Here is a 16,992-nt window from a genome sequence, read left to right on the forward strand (position 1 = left end):
TACCCAAATACCCCTTTTCACCGGGTTCCCTGGCCTCCAGGGCACCCGCCCTGCGGCGCATGCCCTTGCTTGCAGCAAACTGACATGCCGCCGCCGCGTTGGAAAGGCCCAACCTCGGGTTCTCCCGCCCTCGGCACAGCTCTTGCAACGGCATACTGGCGGCCGTCCGCAACCGGGGCAGCGCTACCAGCCTGGCCCCGCGAGGCCTTTTCCACCCCACCCGACGCCCACCATGGCAGCACCCCAGCATGTCCCGTTCCTGACCGTGGAAGATGAAGACGACTGGGTCGTCTCGTTCGCGCTGGGCCCCGTGGGAGCCAGTCGCCTCACGCTCACGCGCACGCCCCACCTGGAATTCATGCTGCGGCCCGAACAGCGCGGCGTCTCCGTGGGCGGCGTGGAGGCGGGCCAGCGCGCCACCCTGCTGGTGGCCGTGCAATGGGGGCACAAGTGCGTGGACGTGGTGTCCACCGCCAGGCGCTACAGCCTGGACATCAGCAAGGTCGATGCCGCCACGCGCACCGCCGCGCTGCGCGTGCTGGGCAAGATGAACTTCGACCAGCGGTTCCAGCTGGCCAACGCCCAGTAAGCCGCCGTGCGGGCGACCGCTCGGGTTCGCCGGGTCGCCTCAGGCCACCAGCGGGTCGAGCGGCCGCACCACCCGGCACGGGTTGCCCGCCGCCAGCACCCGCGCCGGCACGTCGCGCGTGACCACGCTGCCCGCGCCGATCACCGCACCATCGCCAATCGTCACGCCGGGGCAGATGATGGCGCCGCCGCCAATCCACACGTCCTCGCCGATGGTCACGGGCAGGCACAGCTCGACGCCGGTCGCGCGCTCTTCGGGCGACAAGGGGTGCGATGCGGTGTAGATCTGCACGCCCGGCGCGCACAGCGTGCGGGCCCCGATGCGCACCGGCGCGCCGTCGAGCACCACGCAGTTGAAGTTGAAGTACACGCCTTCACCCAGAAAAATGTTGTAGCCGTAGTCGCAGTGAAACGGTGGCGTGATCTGCACGCTGCCGGGCTGGCCCGGCAGCAGCTGCGCCTGCAGGGCTTGCAGCGCGGCAGCATCCGCCGCAGGCGCGTGGTGGATGGCGTGGCACAACTGGCGGGCGCGCAGGCGGTCGGCCACCAGCTGCGGGTCGGCGGCCATGTACGGCGCGCCGGAGATCATCTTGTCTTTCTCGGAGGTCATCGGGTGATTCTGCCCTGTGCCATCCCCCTCCACCGGCCCGCCTGCCCGCCCGCCTACCCAGCCAGCGCCGTCCACTTGCGCTCGCTCGCGGCGGACTCCACCACCTTCTCGATGAAGCGCACGCCTTCGGCCCCGTCTTCCACGCGCGGGTAATCGGCCTCCAGCGCGCTGGCGGTTCTGCCCGACGCCCGGGCGCGGATGTCGGCCGCCACGCCCAGGTAGACGTTGGCAAACGCTTCGATGAAAGCCTCCGGGTGCCCGGCCGGAATGCGCCCCGCGCGCAGCGCCGATTCGCTCAGCCAGGGCGAGCCGCGCGTGAGGATGCGGCGCGGCCCGTCCACCGGCGAATGCACCAGGTGGTTCGGGTCCTCCTGCCGCCACACCAGCGTGCCCAGCGTGCCGGACACCTGCAGGCGCACATCGTTCTCCAGCCCCGCCGCCACCTGCGACGCGACGATCACGCCGCGTGCGCCGCCCGCATAGCGCAGCAGCAGCTGTGCATCGTCGTCCAGCCGGCGGCCGGCGCCGAAGGTGGTGAGGTCGGCGCACAGCGCCTCCGGCCGCTGGCCGGTGACGGTGGCGGCCAGGTTCTCGGCGTGCGATCCGATGTCGCCCATGGTGCCCACGGCGCCGCTGCGCGCGGGGTCCAGCCGCCAGTCGGCCTGCTTGTTGCCGCTGCCCTGCTCCACCGCCGTGGCCAGCCAGCCCTGGTTGTATTCCACGGTGACCTTGCGCAGCGTGCCCAGGGCGCCGCTCTGCACCAGGTGGCGCGCCTCGCGCACCATGGGGTAGCCGGTGTAGTTGTAGGTCACGCCGAACACGGTGCCGGCCTTCTTCACAGCCGCCACCAGCTCATCGGCCTGCGCGCTGGTGTGCACCAGCGGCTTGTCGCACACCACATGAAAGCCCGCCTGCACAAAGGCCAGGGCCACCGGGTGGTGCACATGGTTGGGGGTGACGATGCTCACCAGGTCGATGCGGTCGCCCGGGCTGCGGCGCAGCTCGTCGGCCAGCAGGTCCTGCCAGCTGCCGTGGTTGCGGTCGTCCGCCAGGCCCAGCTCGGCGCCGGATGCGCGGGCCCGCTCGGGTGAGGATGACAGAGCGCCCGCCACCAGCTCGAACTGGCCGTCGAGCGCCATGGCCTTGCGGTGCACCGCACCGATGAAGGCGCCGTAGCCACCGCCCACCATGGCGCAGCGGAGCTTTCTTTCACTGGACATACGAAAAGCCTTTGCTCGCTGTGTGTTGTTGTCGGTTTGAGGAGCGCGGCTAGGCCTGCTTGTCCCGTGCAAAGACGGCATCGAATGCGCCCGCCGCGGGCTTGAAGTCGAGCCGCTTGCAGAACGCCGCGCTCTCGGTGGCGCCGTGCACGCGGTCCATGCGGCTGTCTTCCCACTCGACCGAGAGCGGGCCCTGGTAGCCGATGTCGTTGAGCGCGACGATGATGGATTCGAAATCGATCATCCCGCGCCCCACGCTGCGAAAGTCCCAGTGGCGCCGGGCATCGCCAAAGCTGGTGTGCCCGCCGAACGTACCCACCGTGCCGTCGCCCTTGCCCCACCACACGTCCTTCATGTGGGCGTTGTAGATGCGGTCGGCAAATTGGCGGATGAACTTGATGTAGTCCACGCCCTGGTAGGCCAGGTGGCTGGGGTCGTAGTTGAAGCCAAAGCGCTTGTTGCCGTCCACCGCCGCAATCGCGCGCCCGGCCGAGGCGATGTCGAACGCGATCTCGGTGGGGTGCACCTCCAGCGCGAAGTTGATGTCGTGCTCTTCGAACACATCGAGGATGGGGCCGAAGCGCTGGGCGAAGTCGGCAAAGCCCTTGTCCCAATACGCCTGCGTGGTGGGCGGAAACGCATAGATCGAATGCCACACCGACGAGCCCGTGAAGCCCGTGACTGTCTTCACGCCAAACCTGGCGGCGGCGCGCGCCGTGTCGGCCAGCTCGGCGGCGGCGCGCTGGCGCACGCCCTCGGGCTCGCCGTCGCCCCACACATGCGGCGGCAGGATGGACTGGTGGCGCTCGTCGATCAGGTCGCACACGGCCTGGCCCACCAGGTGGTTGCCGATGGCAAAACACTGCAGGCCGTGCTGGGCCAGCAGTGCGTGTTTGTCTTTGACGTACTGGGGCGACGACAGCGCCTCCTGCACGTTGAAATGGTCGCCCCAGCAGGCCAGCTCCAGGCCGTCGTAGCCCATGCTGCGTGCCAGCGGCGCGAGTTCTGCCAGCGGCAAGTCGGCCCATTGGCCGGTAAAAAGGGTGACGGGTCTTGGCATGGCGGCTCCCAAGGGGCGTGGGGTTGCAGGTGCGAAGCGGCAAGCAGCTATATTTTCAATAGCTGCTTGCGCTTGATGGATAAGCGCTAGAGGCTTATTTGACTCAAAAACACCATCAGAATGGCGAGTCTGGGAAGTAGAAACTCTTCGCGTTCTCTTTGGTGATCAGCACCGACGGGATGATCGTCGTCGCAGGCAGCTTCTCGCCCTTGATGCGCGCCTCGGCCGTCAGCTTGATCGAGTCGTAAATGAACTTGGGGCTGTACGACACATTCGCCTGGATCAGCGGGTTGCTGCCATCGGCCAGCGTCTTGATCATGCCCTTGGCACCCGCGCCGCCGAACACCAGCTTGATGTCCTTGCGCTTGGCCTGCTCGATGGCCTTGAGCACGCCCACGGCCATGTCGTCGTCGGCCGCCCACACGGCATCGATCTGCGGAAAGCGCGTCAGGTAGTCCTGCATCACCTTGAAGGCATCGTCGCGGTTCCAGTTGGCGTACTTGGCGTCCAGCAGCTTGATGTCGGGGTGGTTCTTGAGCACCGCGTTGAACGCGTCCATGCGCTCGTTGTCCAGCGTGGTCGCAATGCCGCGCATGGCCACCACGTTGCCCTTGCCACCCAGCGCCTTGGCGATGTACTCGGCCGGGATCTTGCCGAAGGCCGTGTTGTCACCCGCCACATACGCATCTTGCGCGCTGGTGTCGGTCAGTCCGCGGTCCACCACCGTCACGTACACACCCTTGGCCTTGACCTGGGCCACGGGCTTGGTCAGCGCCGCCGATTCGAACGGGAAGATGACCAGAGCGTTGATCTTGTTCACCGTCACCAAGTCCTGCAGCTGGTTGGCCTGCTCGGGCGCGCCGCCTGCGGTCTTCACGATGACCTGCAGGCCGGGGTGGGCCTTCTCCAGGTCCTTCTTGGCCTGGTTGGCCCAGTACACGATGCCGCCGGTGAAGCCGTGCGTGGCCGACGGAATGGCCACGCCCACCACCGTCTTGTTGGCCTGGGCCATGGCGGGGCCGGCGAGCGCCAGCGCTGCTGCGGCACCCACGGCCGAGAGGGCCAGGCGGCGGGTGAAGGAAGAAGTTGTCTTGCTGTTCATGATGCGTTGTCTCCTGTTGCTATTGCTTTGCTGAAAAATGGCCATGAAAGCCTGGCCGACTGGGGAACACCTCGAAAAATAAATTCACGTCAAGAGTGGCTGGAAAACTCAGCGAAGCGGTCCTGGCTAGGCGCTGTGTCGCAGGCTGTACGGCGAGTACGACAAGACGCAGCAACAACGCCAGAAGAGTTGTTCCGGCCACTCCGTCACCTTTTGCCACGCTGCATGAATGCGACGGCAATGATCACGAAGCCCTGCACCGCCGCATTCAGGTACACGCTGATGATGCTTGTGAGGTTGAGGATGTTGCTGATGACCGAGAGCAGGATGGCGCCCACCACCGTGCCGGTGATGCTGCCCGCCCCGCCCTTGAGCACCGTGCCGCCCACGATCACCGCGGCGATAGCCTCCAGCTCCCACAGCAGCCCCGTGGTGGGCGATGCCGAGCCCAGGCGCGGTACGTAGAGCAAGGTGGCGATGCCTACGCACACCCCGAGCAGCATGTACGTCAGGATCTTGATCTTGTGCACGTCCACCGCCGCGTACTGCGCGACCTGCTCGTTGGAGCCGATGGCCTGCACATAGCGGCCATAGGCCGTGCGGTTGAGAATCACGCCGCCGATGACAGCCACCAGCAGGAAGATCCACACGGGGATGGGCACGCCCAGCAGGTTGGCGTAATACACCGGGCTGTAGATGTCCGAAAGATCGTTCTCCAGCGTGATGGCCCCGCCGTTGGAGAAGTACGTGAGATACGCACGGAAGATGCCCAGCGTGCCCAGCGTCACGATGAAGGGCTCGATGCGCCCTTTGGTGATGAGCAAACCATGCACCAGCCCGAACACCGCGCCCAGCACCACCGCCAGCAGCATGCCCACTACCACGGCCGCCATCGGCGAGCCCAGCACGGGCGCCATCGCGTTCATGAACAGGATGACCGAGCCTGCGATCAGCGCCGCCATCGACCCCACCGACAGGTCGATGCCGCCCGAGATGATCACAAAACACATGCCCACCGCGATGATGCCGATGAAGGCCGTGCGCGTGAGCACGTTCATCACGTTGTCGTAGGTGGCGAAGTTGCTGTTGAGCAGCGTGCCGGCAATGCACAGCAGCACCAGCCCGATGACCGGGCCCAGCCCGTGCAGCTTGCCCCACCAGGCCGTGGCGCCGCCGTGGCGGCCCGCTGCGGTGGATGCGTTTTCAGCGGGTACCTGTGGCATGTGCGATCAACTCCTCTTCGGTCAAATGTGGTTCTTGCAGCGTGGTCTGCAGCCGCCCGGCGCGCATCACCGCCACGCGGTGGCACAGGCCGATCAGCTCCATCAGTTCGGAAGAAATCACCACCACCGCCAGCCCCTGCTCCGCCAGGCGCTGCACCAGGTGATAGATCTCGCGCTTGGCGCCCACGTCCACGCCGCGCGTGGGCTCGTCCAGCACCACCACGCTGGGCCCGGGGTGCAGCACCTTGGCCAGCGCCAGCTTTTGCTGGTTGCCGCCCGACAGCGAGGACGCGCGCACCTCCAGCGACCCGGTGCGGATGCCGAACTCCTGCACCGCATCGCGCAGCGCAGCCTGCTCGGCCGCCGGGTCGAGCCAGGGCTTGGCGTAGCGCTCCAGCGCCATCAGCGTCAGGTTGGGCCGCAGGCTGAAGTGCACGTGCAGGCCCTTGCCCTTGCGGTCTTCGCTCAGGTAAGTGAGGCCGTGGCGCGCCGCATCGCGCGGGCTTTTCAAATTCACCGGCTTGCCCGCCAGCTCCACCGTGCCGGCCGAGCGCGGGCGCAGGCCCAGCAGGCCTTCGAACAGCTCGGTGCGGCCAGCGCCCACCAGCCCGGCAAAGCCCAGAATCTCGCCGCGCCGCACGTCAAAGCTCACGTCCTCGGCCCAGCCCGGCACCGAGAGGCCGCGCACCTTGATGGCGGGCTCTCCACCCGCAGGCGCGGGCAGCTTGGGCGGGAACAAATCCGCCAGCTCGCGGCCCACCATCAGGTTGGCCATCTGCCGCCGCGTCACGCTGGCCGTGGCCTCGCGCGCCACCAGCAAGCCGTCGCGCATCACCACCACCTCGTCGGTGGTGCGCTCCACCTCGTCGAGCTTGTGCGATATGTAGATGATGGTCACGCCCGCAGCCTTCAGCCCGGCCATCAGCGCAAACAGGCGCTCCGTCTCGCCCGGGGTCAGCGTGGCGGTGGGCTCGTCCATGATGAGCAGGCGCGCGTTGCGGGCCAGCGCGCGGGCAATCTCCACCAGCTGCTTTTCGGCCACGATGAGCTTCTTCACCCGCGTGTCCGGGTCCAGCGGCAAACCCACCTGTGCCAGTGCAGCGCGCGTCTTCTCGCGCATCGCCTTGTCGTCCAGGAAGGGGCCGCGCTTGATCTCGTGCCCCAGAAAGATGTTCTGCGCAATCGTCAGGTCGTCCGCCAGGTTGAACTCCTGGTGGATCAGCACAATGCCCTGCGCCTCGGCCGCGCGCGAGCCACCGCCCGGGGCGCGCACCGCGCCGTCCACCACCACCTCGCCGGTGGTGGGGCTCTCGTACCCCGCCAGAATCTTCATCAGCGTGGACTTGCCCGCGCCGTTCTCGCCCAGCAGGCCATACACCCGGCCCGGCTGAAGCGCAAAGCCGACGCCGTGCAGCACGCGCACCGGGCCGAACTCCTTGGTCACATTGCGAAACTCGACAGCGACGCTCATCGTGTGGCCCCCACGGCATTGGCTTTGGTCGCAGAAGAAGACGCACGCGGCGACAGCGCCAGGCTTTGCTGCATGGCCAGCACGCCCGCGCCCACCACGCCCGCATCGTCGGCCAGCGGCGCGTACTGAATCTCCAGGTGCCGCGTAGAGAGCGCCAGCGACCGGTGGTACACGCTTTGCCGCACCGACGCCAGGAACAGCGGCCCCATGTCCGTCACCCGCCCCGCAATGAACACATGCGACGGGTTGAAGAAGTTCACGATGGACGCCAGCATCTGCCCCACCAGGCTGCCCGCGCGCTGGATGATCGCGTTGGCCGCCACATCACCCGCTTTGCTGGCCTGGGCCACGTCTTCGGTCGTCAGCGTGCCGGTGGCCTGCAGGCGCTCGGCCAGCATCGCGCTCTCGCCACGCTCCACGGCCTCCATCGCCATGCGCGCCATGGCGGGCGCTGCGGCCATCGCCTCGACACAGCCCTGGTTGCCACAGTGGCAGCGCGGCCCGCTCTGGTCCACGCAGATGTGGCCCACGTCGCCGGCCGAGCCATTGGCGCCCCGGTACACCTGCCCGTGGCACACGATGCCGCAGCCGATGCCCGTGCCCACCTTGATCACGAGGAAGTTGGGCAGATTGCGCTGCAGCCGCCACAGCTCGCCCAGCGCCATCAGGTTCACGTCGTTGTCCACAAACACCGGCGCGGCAAACGCCTCGCGCAGGTAGTCGCGGATGGAGAAGCCGTCCCAGTCGGGCATCAGCGGCGGGTTGACGAGCTGCCCGCTTTCAAAATCCACCGGCCCCGGCACGCCCATGCCGATGGCGATGACCTGCGAAGCCTGCATGCCGCAGCGCGCCAGCAACTCGCGCATCAGCCCCCGCACACGCGCCAGGATCACGCCCGGCCCCTGGCGCACATCGATGGGCTCGCGGTGCCGCGCCAGCACCGTCATGTCGGGCCGCATCACTGCCACTTGCATGCTGGTGGCGCCCAGGTCGGCGCCGATGACCACGCCCAGGGTTTCGCTCAAACGAAGGGTTTCGGCCCGCCGGCCGCCAGAGGATTCCTGCAGGCCCACCTCGTCGAGCAGGCCCTCGTCCAGCAGCGCCGCGACCATGGCGTTGGCCTTGCTCTTGGAATAGGCCAGGCGCTGCGCGAGCGCATTGCGCGACGCGCCTGCGGACCAGAAGATGGTCTGCAAGACGTCCAGGTCTTCGGTGCCGCAATGACTCCAGCGGGTGGATGGCAAGGCTTGTCTCCTGTCAATTTGTAGTGCAGCACCTCATGGGGGTGGGTGCTTGACAGGGATGCTATGCGGTCTACTTTGGCCGAGCAAGACTGAACTTTGACCTATTTTTATCCAAAGATTAGAGGACTTGTGAAGCCTTTCGCATCATATTTGCCACGTGCTGCGTTTTCAGCCCTTAGATACGGTGCTAACCGATATTTGAAACTGAGCGCTTCCAAGAGGCGAAAGCTTATCCTTAATCATCCTAAGCAAAGTTTGTTCAAACCTGCTATGAACATCATACGCCTCGCCAAGGGGAATTTTCTGATATTGAGCCAAGGCATAAGCGCGGTAAATTGGATCCGAAAACGAATACAAACCTGAATTGGAGTCGAAACGCAAAATCCCCCCATACTCGGGTGTGCAGAGTTTCGGCAATAAATATTTCAGATTTGCCTCGGGGTATTTTTCTTCCGTCCGTCGAATGCGATTATATATATCGGAACGTGCGGCGCCGCTTTCGCTGAGTGCGCTTAAGGCTTCAACAATCAACTGAGCGTTGGCATATTGAGTTTTTCGGCGCTGTTTAAGGGCCTTATCAAAGGCGCTTTTAATGCTATCCGAAGCTTCATCTACATAGGTCTTAACGGCATGCTCACAGTGCTCGCGCGTGAGAATCAAAGGTTCGCCATCGATAGTTTCTATTACCCTAGCAGCTATACACATATTAAGACAAAGGTGATGACACACTGACGCAAGACCGTTGGAGTGGCGAGCGACCAAGCCTTTGATTTCAGAGCTAAACCGCACATTTAGGGCCTTCTCGCCTTTTTCGATAATTCCTGATATCTCAGATTTCGTCATTAACGAAACATGAATCTCAGCGACACGGTTTCTCATTTCACTGTCGTAGTCAACCACTTGCCTAGCCGTGTCAACAGCGCCAAGAGCGATGATTTTGAGGTCGGCATACTCATCTGACAGATCCATAAAGACCTTCATAAGTTGGGACAGCTTCACCTTTTCACTATCATCAATCTTATGAAAATCTTCCAATACCCAGCACGCCTGCTGTGCCCCGAGAAAGCGACCTAAAGTTTGTGCGGTAAGTTGAGGAGGAAGAATACGAGATTCCTTCTGACTTGTATCGGAAGATGTCTGATTGCTTAGTTTTGCTTGAATAGCCAAATAAGAAGCACCGAGATCCACGCCCGTAACCGTTTTCACCACTCTTTGGCGCTCTTGAGTGTAGAAAGGCCCAAGCTGATCAAATGCATCAAGAATCAACTGCTCGAATTTCAAGCCCTTCATGCAGCGCGTGGTTATATGCCGTTCGTACAACTGCGTCAGCTTATTTACCAACAATGTGGTCTTTCCTGTACCAGAATGACCGTATACCACGATCTGTTTACCCGGCGTGGTAAGGGAATTCACCAATTTATCATTTACGGAATCTCGCTCCACGAAGGCGATACGCGCTGGTTTTGTTGGTGTAAAAACGTCACGTGTCTGATATTTCATATAAGAAATATAACAATCGGTTGCAAATTGTCCAGCGCTTTCTGTCAATTACATACGGCACTTTGCAGGCGTATGCGCAGTGCCGTGTTGCCTGCCACACCCTGAAAAGAAACGCCGTATGAAACGTCCGCACACCGCAAAAACAGCCTCTCGAAGGTATTGCCTTCCTTCAAGGGTCAGCACCGCCAGCTCCGCAGCAATCCTGTCTCGCGCCATGCCCGAAGCCCAGCCCGCCGCCCGCGCCCACAGCACGCCGCCGACGGCGGGAAGTTTGCTCTTTACTTCATAGCTATCAGCGCTTTGCCAACAAGCGCTAGAGCCTGTTTTCACTCATATTCCTGGTTGCATGAGCGTGCCTGCGCTGCATGGAGTGTCCCGCCCGGCTTAGCTCCCGCACGTGCCTAACGCAGATCACGCGGCACCACCCCCACCTCTCCGCACCACCGGCGGTAATCCGCCCGCCGATCAGCCGTGGTGATCCGCTGCAGCACCGTATGGTGCGGCCCCAGGTATTCCACACTCCCCTTGACCACCACATGCACCAGCAGCTCTTCGGAGCCCGTCGCCTCCCACCAGTCCACATTGCCAGCGGGCTCGTGGATGTAGTCGCCCGGCCGCACCACGCGGCCATCGTTCAGGCGGCGCTCGCCCGCCAGCGTCAGGGCGTGCACTTCGCCCGTGTGCCGGTGCAGGCCCAGCCGCGTGCCGGGCGACAGGCGCATCAGCTCTGCCCAGCCGGCATCGTCGGGCAAGAACTGAATGGGCAGGGACCACTTGCCCTCGCCTTCAGGAATCCAGTCCGCCAGGCCCGCACGCTCCAGCGTGTGGGCCACGATCACGTCGGCAAGGTGGTTGTTCGTTGTTGTCTTCGTCATGTCGGTGCTCCTGGGTAGCTATTGGTTGATGGCTTGCTTGATTGCTTGACCGCTTATTGCTCGGGGTGCTGGTGGCGGTGTTCCTGCGTGCGGCCGCCAAAGCCGTACGCGGTGGCGCGCACGTCCTGCACGTAGACATAGCTTTCGGGGTGGAGCGCGCCCAGCAAGCCTTCGAAGGCTGCGAACGCCTCGGCGATGTAGCGCGCCTTTTCGGCCTTGGTGTTGGTCTCGTCCACCACCTTGACGTCGAAGTAGAAGCTCGACTGTTTCAGGTCGGCCAGCGACCGGCCGGCGACGTACCAGTCGGCCGGGTCCACAAAGGTGATGACTACGGCGGTGAGGTCGCGCCGCTTGCCGAGCACGCGGGTGGTCAGGTCCAGCAGGGTTTCTGCGATGCGGGCAGACAGCTCGGGCGTGCGTTGGGCAGACACTTTGACGTTGAGGATGGGCATGGAGGGCTCCTGTTGAATGCGTTGGGTTGATAAGGAGCCTTCACTGTAGAAATTGCGCCCCGCCACGGAAACCGCCCGTGGCGATAATGGCTTTTGCTCCGCACGCAAAGGCGCGCACGATGAAACAAGAACCCCGCTCCTTCCTCCCCGACCCGGCCGACCTGCGGTGGCTGGTGCGGTCGCTCGACCTGCGCTCGTTTTCTGCGGCGGCGCGCGAGATGGATGTGGCGGTGTCGGTGGTCGCGCGCGGTGTGGACCGGCTGGAAGCCGGCTACGGCGTGCGCTTGCTGCGCCGGTCCACGCACGGCCTGTCGGCCACGCCCGAGGGTGCAGAACTGGCACAGGAAGCGCGTGCCTTGCTGGCGCAGCTGGAGGACATCGGGGCATCGCTGTCGGACCAGCGCAGCCGCGTGGCGGGCACCTTGCGCCTGGCCTCCAGCCAGGAGATCTGCGAGGCGCTGGTGCTGCCCCACCTGGCCGACCTGCAGGCGCGTTACCCGGCGCTGCGGGTGGAGCTGCTGGCCGATGATCGCGTGGCCGACCTGGTGACGGAGGGCATCGACGTGGCGCTACGCACCACCGTGGGCCACAGCGACGTGGTGGTGGCGCGCGAGCTGGGCCGGTTCGAGCGGCGCCTGTACGCGGCCCCGGAGTATCTGCGCCTGCACGGCACGCCCGCCGACCCCAGCGATCTGCAGCAGCACCACACCGTCACGCACACCGCGCAGGGGCTGGCGGTGACCTGGGCGTTTCGCAGTGCACAGGGCAAGCCGCTGGAGGTGACCGTGCGCTCGCGCCTGGCCGCCAGCAGTTCGGCCCTGGTGCACCACGCGCTGGTGGGCGGTGCGGGGATCGGCATGCTGTCCTGCCCGCTTGCGGCGGCCGATGCGGCGCAAGGCCGGTTGGTGGAGGTGCTGGCACCTTTTGCCTCACGCACCGTGCACACGCTGTACGCGGTGTCGTCACCGGGCCGGCGCAATGCGGCCAGGGTGAAGGCGGTGATTGATTTTCTGGTGAAGGCGTCGAAGGACCGGTGGGCGCTGGCGCCTGTGCGTTGAAGGTGTATTTACGCAGCCCGCTGGGCGGGGCGTGGGTGCGCTAACGCGATCCGTGCCTTCCCGCACCCCCACCCTGCTCTTTTGCCACCTGCAGAGCAATCCCATCAATCAATCGATCCAGCCCAAACCCAAAGCTGCGCGCGGGGTCCGTAGGGCCGCCGTACGCTGCGCCTGCCGCTGCGCCCACCCGCACGGCCAGCGGGAACAGCTCGGGCTGGAGCAAGCGCTCCAGATGCGCCGCATGGGCGGCCCACCACTGGGCGTCTGATTGGCCGGTTTGCGCTGCGGCGGTGGTGGCTTCGGTGGCGCTGCGGGCGCTGCCGCGCACGTAATCGGACACCACGGCAATGACGAGGTCCATGTCCAGGTCTGACAGGCCCGCGCTTTCAATGGCGCGCAGTTCCCGCTCGTACTTGCGAATGGCGTGGGGGCCCAGAGACGGTCGCTGCAAGGCCACTTGCAGCATCCAGGGGTGGCGGCGGTACAGGTTCCAGGCATCGGTCGCCACCGAGCGCAGGCATGCCTGCCAATCTGCGCCGCTGGGCAGGTCGTCCGGCAGTTGCGCGTAGGCGGCCTCCAGGACCAGTTCCAGCAGGACGTCTTTGTTAGGCAGGTAGCGGTACAGCGCCATGGGCGCCACGTCCAACCGGGCACCCAGGGCCCGCATCGAGAGCGCGGCCAGGCCACCTTCGTCGGCCAGTTCCAGCGCAGCAGTTCCGATCAACGTGGCAGACAGGCTGCGTTTGGGGCCGCGCCGCGCGCTCTCGGGGACGGGGGTGGCGCCCCACAAGAGATTGAGGGTGGTTTCCGGGTCGGCCTGGCCGGGAAACGATACGGGGGATGGGCTGCCGGTTTTCTTGTTCATTTGTTGACAGTGTACGCTGTTCAGTGAATGATATGCGTACATCGTACACACAAAGGAGTCAGATTGCGGACCTTGACCATGCCTTCCATTGACACCAGCTCCATTGAGCGGCTGGGCGAAACCTCGGCCGCGTGGCTGGCTTGTGCCTGGCAGCCCACCCAAAACGCCCACGAAGCCCGGCTGCAGCACGCCTTTGCGCGGGCTGGCGAGCGAGCGTATGGCCTGTACCTGCGGCTTTTGTTCAGCCCGCTGGCGCGGGCAATGCGCGCGGCCGGGCTGGCCGTGTACCCGCCCCTGCCGGGTGGCCTGGCCGATTCGCGCGAGTGGGGCCTGGCGGACGACAGCGAGCGGCAGCGCTGGTTTTGGAGCTGCGTGGTGCGAGAGGACGACGAGGCGCCGCTGGGCACGCTGGTGACGGTGCTGCACCACGACCACACGCGCTTTCGGCTGCCGCAGCCGGTGCAGCTGTTTGCATTGCCCGTCGCGCGTGCGGCGGTGGTGGAGCAAGAGCTGGGGCGCATGAACGGGGCCTTCGCCGCTGCAGCGCCCTTGCGGTTGTACGCGGCGTACGGCGCAAAGGCGCAGCCATGAACGCCGCGCTGTCCGCACAGATCGACCGGCTGGTGGCGCTGGGCATTCACCACACGCTGGGGCTGCCTGCGGAGGACTTTCGCCAAGCGCTGGCGCCGCTGCTTGACCACCTGCCGCACGCCCCCGGTGATGCGGGCGTTGGTACGCCAGGCGCTGCAGACATTGATGCCGGCACGGCCGACGCCGTGATCGTGATCAACACCCCCGCCCTGCCCGCCCGGCAACTGCTAACCCTGGTCAGCCGCAACGGCAAGGCGGCCATGGAGCGCCTGCACCCCAGGCAGCCAGAGGACTTTTGCCCCACGCGCGACATTGCGATGCCCGCGGGCGAGGCGTACCTGTTGCTGGGCGTGGACCGTGGCAACGCCACCTTGAATGCCGTGCCCAGCGATGCGCAAAAGCGTCTGGCGGCGCAGCAGCGCTCGCCGATCACTGTGGAGGAAGGCATTTGCCTGCTGCTGCAGTGGCCACAGTTTCTGCAACCCAACCACTGCTTCATGATGCTGGGCTCGCGCTGCGGGGACCGGCGCGTGCCCGCGCTGTGGTTGAGCAACCAGCACCCACGGCTGGGCTGGTGTTGGGAAGGCAACCCGCACACGTGGCTAGGCTTTGCATCCTGCCGGGGCCGCAGCCCGGGGGTAGCGCTGCAGCCTGTTTTTGCTACCTAGCAGCGCGTGGCCGGGCTGCGGAATGCCCCAGGGGGCGACTTGATCAGATCACGCGCGCGCCACCCAACCCCTGAACGCAAACCCCATGTAAAACATCTGCACATCGCTGAACCCGGCCTCGCGCAGAATTGCCTCATCCTCCTCTGGCGTCAGCACCGCCAGCTCTGCAGCAATCTTGTCTCGCGCCCTGGCCGCATGCTCCGGCGGCACGCCGGACGCCACCTGAAACGCGGCATAGCGCGACAGCCACAGGTCGCGCTCCCCTGCCCCGTCATCGCCGTCACCAACAGCATCACCATCGGCCACGCTCAGATGCACCGCGACGAATGGTGCCCCGGGCTTCAACCGCCGCCGGATCTCGGCCACCATGGCCGCACGCTCCTCGCGCGGCACAAAGTGAAAAGTCAGCAAACACGTCGCGCCATCGAACGGCCCGGCCGGTGCGCTCTGCACATAGCCGTGGTGCAGCGCCACGCGGTCGCCCGACACGCCCGCGCTCTGCAGCCGCTGCGCGGCCAGGTCCAGCATGGGCTGGCTGGGGTCCACGCCGTCGAAGCGCCAGCCGGGGTGCGCCCGCGCCATGTCCTCCAGCTCCAGCCCGCCGCCTGCGCCCACCACCAGCACCCGGCCGTCGGCGGGCACGCGCTCGGCCAGCAGGATGCGGACCATGGGCAGCAGGCTGTCGTAGCCGGGCACGTTGCGGCGGGGGCCTTCGGCGTAGCGGGCGACGGCGGCGGGGTCGGTGAAGGGGGAGGCGGTGGGATGGGTCATGGTGTGTGGCGTGTGGTGGATACGGCGCTTTTGCGTTGAGCTTGTCCAACGGGATTCCCAGGTCAGCGCAGGGTTTCGACAGGCTCAACCCGAACGGGTGGGGGTGTGCGACAGGGGCGAAGGAATCAAGCCAAATTGGCACATTACGCTTATCCATCAAGCGCTAGCAGCTATCAATTCAGTAGTTTTCCGTGAGCCCGCCAGCGCTCTTTCTGGGCCCATGCTAACATCACGCAACTTTGAATGTTGCATGAAACGAGATAGCCGCCTTTCCAACGTCCTCCACGCGCTGCTGCACATGGCAGAGATGGATGGCCCCGCCACGTCCGAGTCGCTGGCGCAGGCCATGCAGACCAATCCGGTCGTGGTCCGCCGCCTGATGGCGGGGCTGCGGTATGCGGGTTTTGTCTCGTCGGCCAAGGGGCATGGCGGGGGGTGGGTGCTGTCGTGCCCGCTGTCTGAAGTGACCCTGCGCGACATCCACGAAGCGCTGGGCGCGCCCACGCTGCTGGCGGTGGGCAACCGGGTCGAGAGCCCGGGCTGCATCGTCGAGCAGGCGGTCAACCGCGCGCTGACCGACGCTTACCAGGCCGCCGAAGAGGTGCTGCTGGCACGCCTGGGCGAGGTGACGCTGGCGCAGCTCTCGGCCGAGTTTCATCAACGCATGGTGGCAGGGTGCCACGGTCACAAGGAGATTTCTCATGGCGACAGCAGCAATGACAACAACCCAGGCGTATGAGGTGATCGTGATAGGCGGCAGCTTTGCCGGCCTGTCGGCCGCAATGCAGCTGGCGCGGGCCCGGCGGCGCGTGTGTGTGGTGGATGCGGGCCAGCCGCGCAACCGGTTTGCCGCCGCGTCGCACGGCTTCTTCGGGCAGGATGGCGAGCCGCCGCTGGCGATGATCGAGCAGGCGCGGCGTAAGCTGCTGGCCTACCCCACGGTGGCGCTGCGCCAGGGCACGGCCGTGTCTGCGACGGCGCAGCAAAGCGCGGGGTCGCCGGAGAGCGGCTTTGCCGTGGTGCTGGACGATGGCACGCACATGGAGGCTCACAAGCTGGTGCTGGCCTTTGGCGTTCAAGATGGCCTGCCCGACATTGTGGGCCTGCGCGAGCGCTGGGGCACCAGCGTGCTGCACTGCCCGTATTGCCACGGCTACGAGTTTGCGGGCCAGCGGCTGGGCGTGCTGTACCACTCGCCGCAGTCGGGCATGCACGCGCAGCTGATCGCCGACTGGGGCCCGACCACCCTCTTCCTGAACGGCGACACCACGCTGGAGGACAGCGAACACACGCGGCTGTTGGCGCTGGGCATTGCGGTGGAGCCTGCGCGCATTGCCGCGTTGGAGGGGCCGGGGCAGGCGCTGCACGGCGTGCGCCTGCAGGCCCATGGCGGCAGCGACGCGCGCCTGGTGCCGCTGGACGCCCTGTATGTAGCGGCTACCACCCGCCCCGCCAGCCCGCTGGCCGAGCAACTGGGCTGCGCAATGGACGACGGCCCCATGGGCCCGTGCATCCGCACCGATGCCAACAAGATGACCACGGTGCCCGGCGTGTACGCCGCGGGCGACGCCACGCTGATGCGGCACAACGCCACGCTGGCGTCGGCCGAAGGGGTGCTGGCGGGCGTGGGGGCGCACCAGGCGCTGGTGTTTGGGCAATAAGAGCAGCTAACAAAACTCTTCTGGCGTTGTTGC

The 16,992-nt window shown here is 65.6% G+C and carries 18 protein-coding genes; 6 read left to right on the top strand and 12 right to left on the bottom strand.

Annotation, left to right across the window (positions count from 1 at the left end):
• Nucleotides 1-232: 232 nt before the first annotated feature.
• The gene (locus tag AC07PV_RS04725) at nt 233-589 is read left to right on the top strand and encodes a hypothetical protein (RefSeq protein WP_218294346.1); all 357 of its coding nucleotides are present in this window, start codon (nt 233-235) and stop codon (nt 587-589) included.
• Between the two features lie 39 nt (nt 590-628).
• Here AC07PV_RS04725 and AC07PV_RS04730 read toward each other — a convergent pair whose 3' ends face one another.
• The 10 genes from AC07PV_RS04730 to AC07PV_RS04775 all read right to left on the bottom strand — a co-directional run bounded on the left by AC07PV_RS04730 (nt 629) and on the right by AC07PV_RS04775 (nt 11,345).
• Nucleotides 629-1,198 carry a sugar O-acetyltransferase gene (locus AC07PV_RS04730; RefSeq protein ID WP_218294345.1) on the bottom strand — a complete coding sequence of 190 codons (570 nt, stop codon included), beginning with the start codon at nt 1,196-1,198 and terminating at the stop codon, nt 629-631.
• A gap of 53 nt (nt 1,199-1,251) precedes the next feature.
• Nucleotides 1,252-2,418: a Gfo/Idh/MocA family protein gene (locus AC07PV_RS04735; RefSeq protein ID WP_494629560.1), complete on the bottom strand. Its 1,167-nt coding sequence runs from the start codon at nt 2,416-2,418 to the stop codon at nt 1,252-1,254.
• Nucleotides 2,419-2,467: 49 nt separating this feature from the next.
• Nucleotides 2,468-3,478, bottom strand: a complete 1,011-nt coding sequence (locus AC07PV_RS04740) for a sugar phosphate isomerase/epimerase family protein (RefSeq protein ID WP_494629562.1) — start codon at nt 3,476-3,478, stop codon at nt 2,468-2,470.
• Between the two features lie 115 nt (nt 3,479-3,593).
• Nucleotides 3,594-4,580, bottom strand: coding sequence for a substrate-binding domain-containing protein (locus AC07PV_RS04745; RefSeq protein ID WP_494629563.1), 987 nt, complete (start codon nt 4,578-4,580; stop codon nt 3,594-3,596).
• 206 nt (nt 4,581-4,786) lie between these two features.
• Nucleotides 4,787-5,803 carry an ABC transporter permease gene (locus tag AC07PV_RS04750; protein WP_494595036.1) on the bottom strand — a complete coding sequence of 339 codons (1,017 nt, stop codon included), beginning with the start codon at nt 5,801-5,803 and terminating at the stop codon, nt 4,787-4,789.
• The gene (locus AC07PV_RS04755) at nt 5,784-7,274 is read right to left on the bottom strand and encodes a sugar ABC transporter ATP-binding protein (RefSeq protein ID WP_494629565.1); all 1,491 of its coding nucleotides are present in this window, start codon (nt 7,272-7,274) and stop codon (nt 5,784-5,786) included. Before AC07PV_RS04755 ends, AC07PV_RS04750 begins: the two co-directional genes overlap by 20 nt.
• A complete protein-coding gene (locus tag AC07PV_RS04760; RefSeq protein ID WP_494629566.1) occupies nt 7,271-8,518 on the bottom strand; it encodes an ROK family transcriptional regulator in 1,248 nt (415 codons plus the stop codon). Before AC07PV_RS04760 ends, AC07PV_RS04755 begins: the two co-directional genes overlap by 4 nt.
• Before the next feature lie 168 nt (nt 8,519-8,686).
• Nucleotides 8,687-10,066 carry a hypothetical protein gene (locus AC07PV_RS04765; protein ID WP_494629567.1) on the bottom strand — a complete coding sequence of 460 codons (1,380 nt, stop codon included), beginning with the start codon at nt 10,064-10,066 and terminating at the stop codon, nt 8,687-8,689.
• Nucleotides 10,067-10,419: 353 nt separating this feature from the next.
• Nucleotides 10,420-10,893 (bottom strand): cupin domain-containing protein, encoded by a 474-nt coding sequence (locus tag AC07PV_RS04770; RefSeq protein WP_494629569.1) that lies wholly within the window; start codon nt 10,891-10,893, stop codon nt 10,420-10,422.
• A 53-nt stretch (nt 10,894-10,946) separates the two neighbouring features.
• Nucleotides 10,947-11,345: a tautomerase family protein gene (locus AC07PV_RS04775; protein ID WP_494629570.1), complete on the bottom strand. Its 399-nt coding sequence runs from the start codon at nt 11,343-11,345 to the stop codon at nt 10,947-10,949.
• 119 nt (nt 11,346-11,464) lie between these two features.
• Between AC07PV_RS04775 and AC07PV_RS04780 the strand changes: the two genes are divergently transcribed.
• Nucleotides 11,465-12,403 carry a LysR family transcriptional regulator gene (locus tag AC07PV_RS04780; protein WP_494629572.1) on the top strand — a complete coding sequence of 313 codons (939 nt, stop codon included), beginning with the start codon at nt 11,465-11,467 and terminating at the stop codon, nt 12,401-12,403.
• Between the two features lie 40 nt (nt 12,404-12,443).
• On the opposite strand, the gene AC07PV_RS04785 is transcribed toward AC07PV_RS04780, so the two are convergent.
• Entirely contained in the window at nt 12,444-13,268 is an 825-nt protein-coding gene (locus AC07PV_RS04785) for a TetR/AcrR family transcriptional regulator (RefSeq protein ID WP_494629573.1), read from the bottom strand.
• A gap of 78 nt (nt 13,269-13,346) precedes the next feature.
• Here AC07PV_RS04785 and AC07PV_RS04790 point away from each other — a divergent pair, with 78 nt between their 5' ends.
• A complete protein-coding gene (locus tag AC07PV_RS04790; RefSeq protein ID WP_494629575.1) occupies nt 13,347-13,859 on the top strand; it encodes a DUF6022 family protein in 513 nt (170 codons plus the stop codon).
• The gene (locus AC07PV_RS04795; RefSeq protein ID WP_492806497.1) at nt 13,856-14,527 is read left to right on the top strand and encodes a DUF5701 family protein; all 672 of its coding nucleotides are present in this window, start codon (nt 13,856-13,858) and stop codon (nt 14,525-14,527) included. The genes AC07PV_RS04790 and AC07PV_RS04795 overlap by 4 nt, the downstream gene beginning before the upstream one ends.
• A 48-nt stretch (nt 14,528-14,575) precedes the next feature.
• Here the strand turns inward: AC07PV_RS04795 and AC07PV_RS04800 are convergent, their stop codons facing one another.
• Entirely contained in the window at nt 14,576-15,298 is a 723-nt protein-coding gene (locus tag AC07PV_RS04800; protein WP_494629576.1) for a class I SAM-dependent methyltransferase, read from the bottom strand.
• 250 nt (nt 15,299-15,548) lie between these two features.
• Between AC07PV_RS04800 and AC07PV_RS04805 the strand changes: the two genes are divergently transcribed.
• A complete protein-coding gene (locus AC07PV_RS04805) occupies nt 15,549-16,037 on the top strand; it encodes an Rrf2 family transcriptional regulator (RefSeq protein ID WP_218294331.1) in 489 nt (162 codons plus the stop codon).
• Entirely contained in the window at nt 16,000-16,959 is a 960-nt protein-coding gene (locus tag AC07PV_RS04810) for an NAD(P)/FAD-dependent oxidoreductase (protein WP_494629577.1), read from the top strand. The genes AC07PV_RS04805 and AC07PV_RS04810 overlap by 38 nt, the downstream gene beginning before the upstream one ends.
• Nucleotides 16,960-16,992 lie beyond the last annotated feature (33 nt).

This window comes from Acidovorax sp. GW821-FHT09A11, assembly GCF_059418365.1.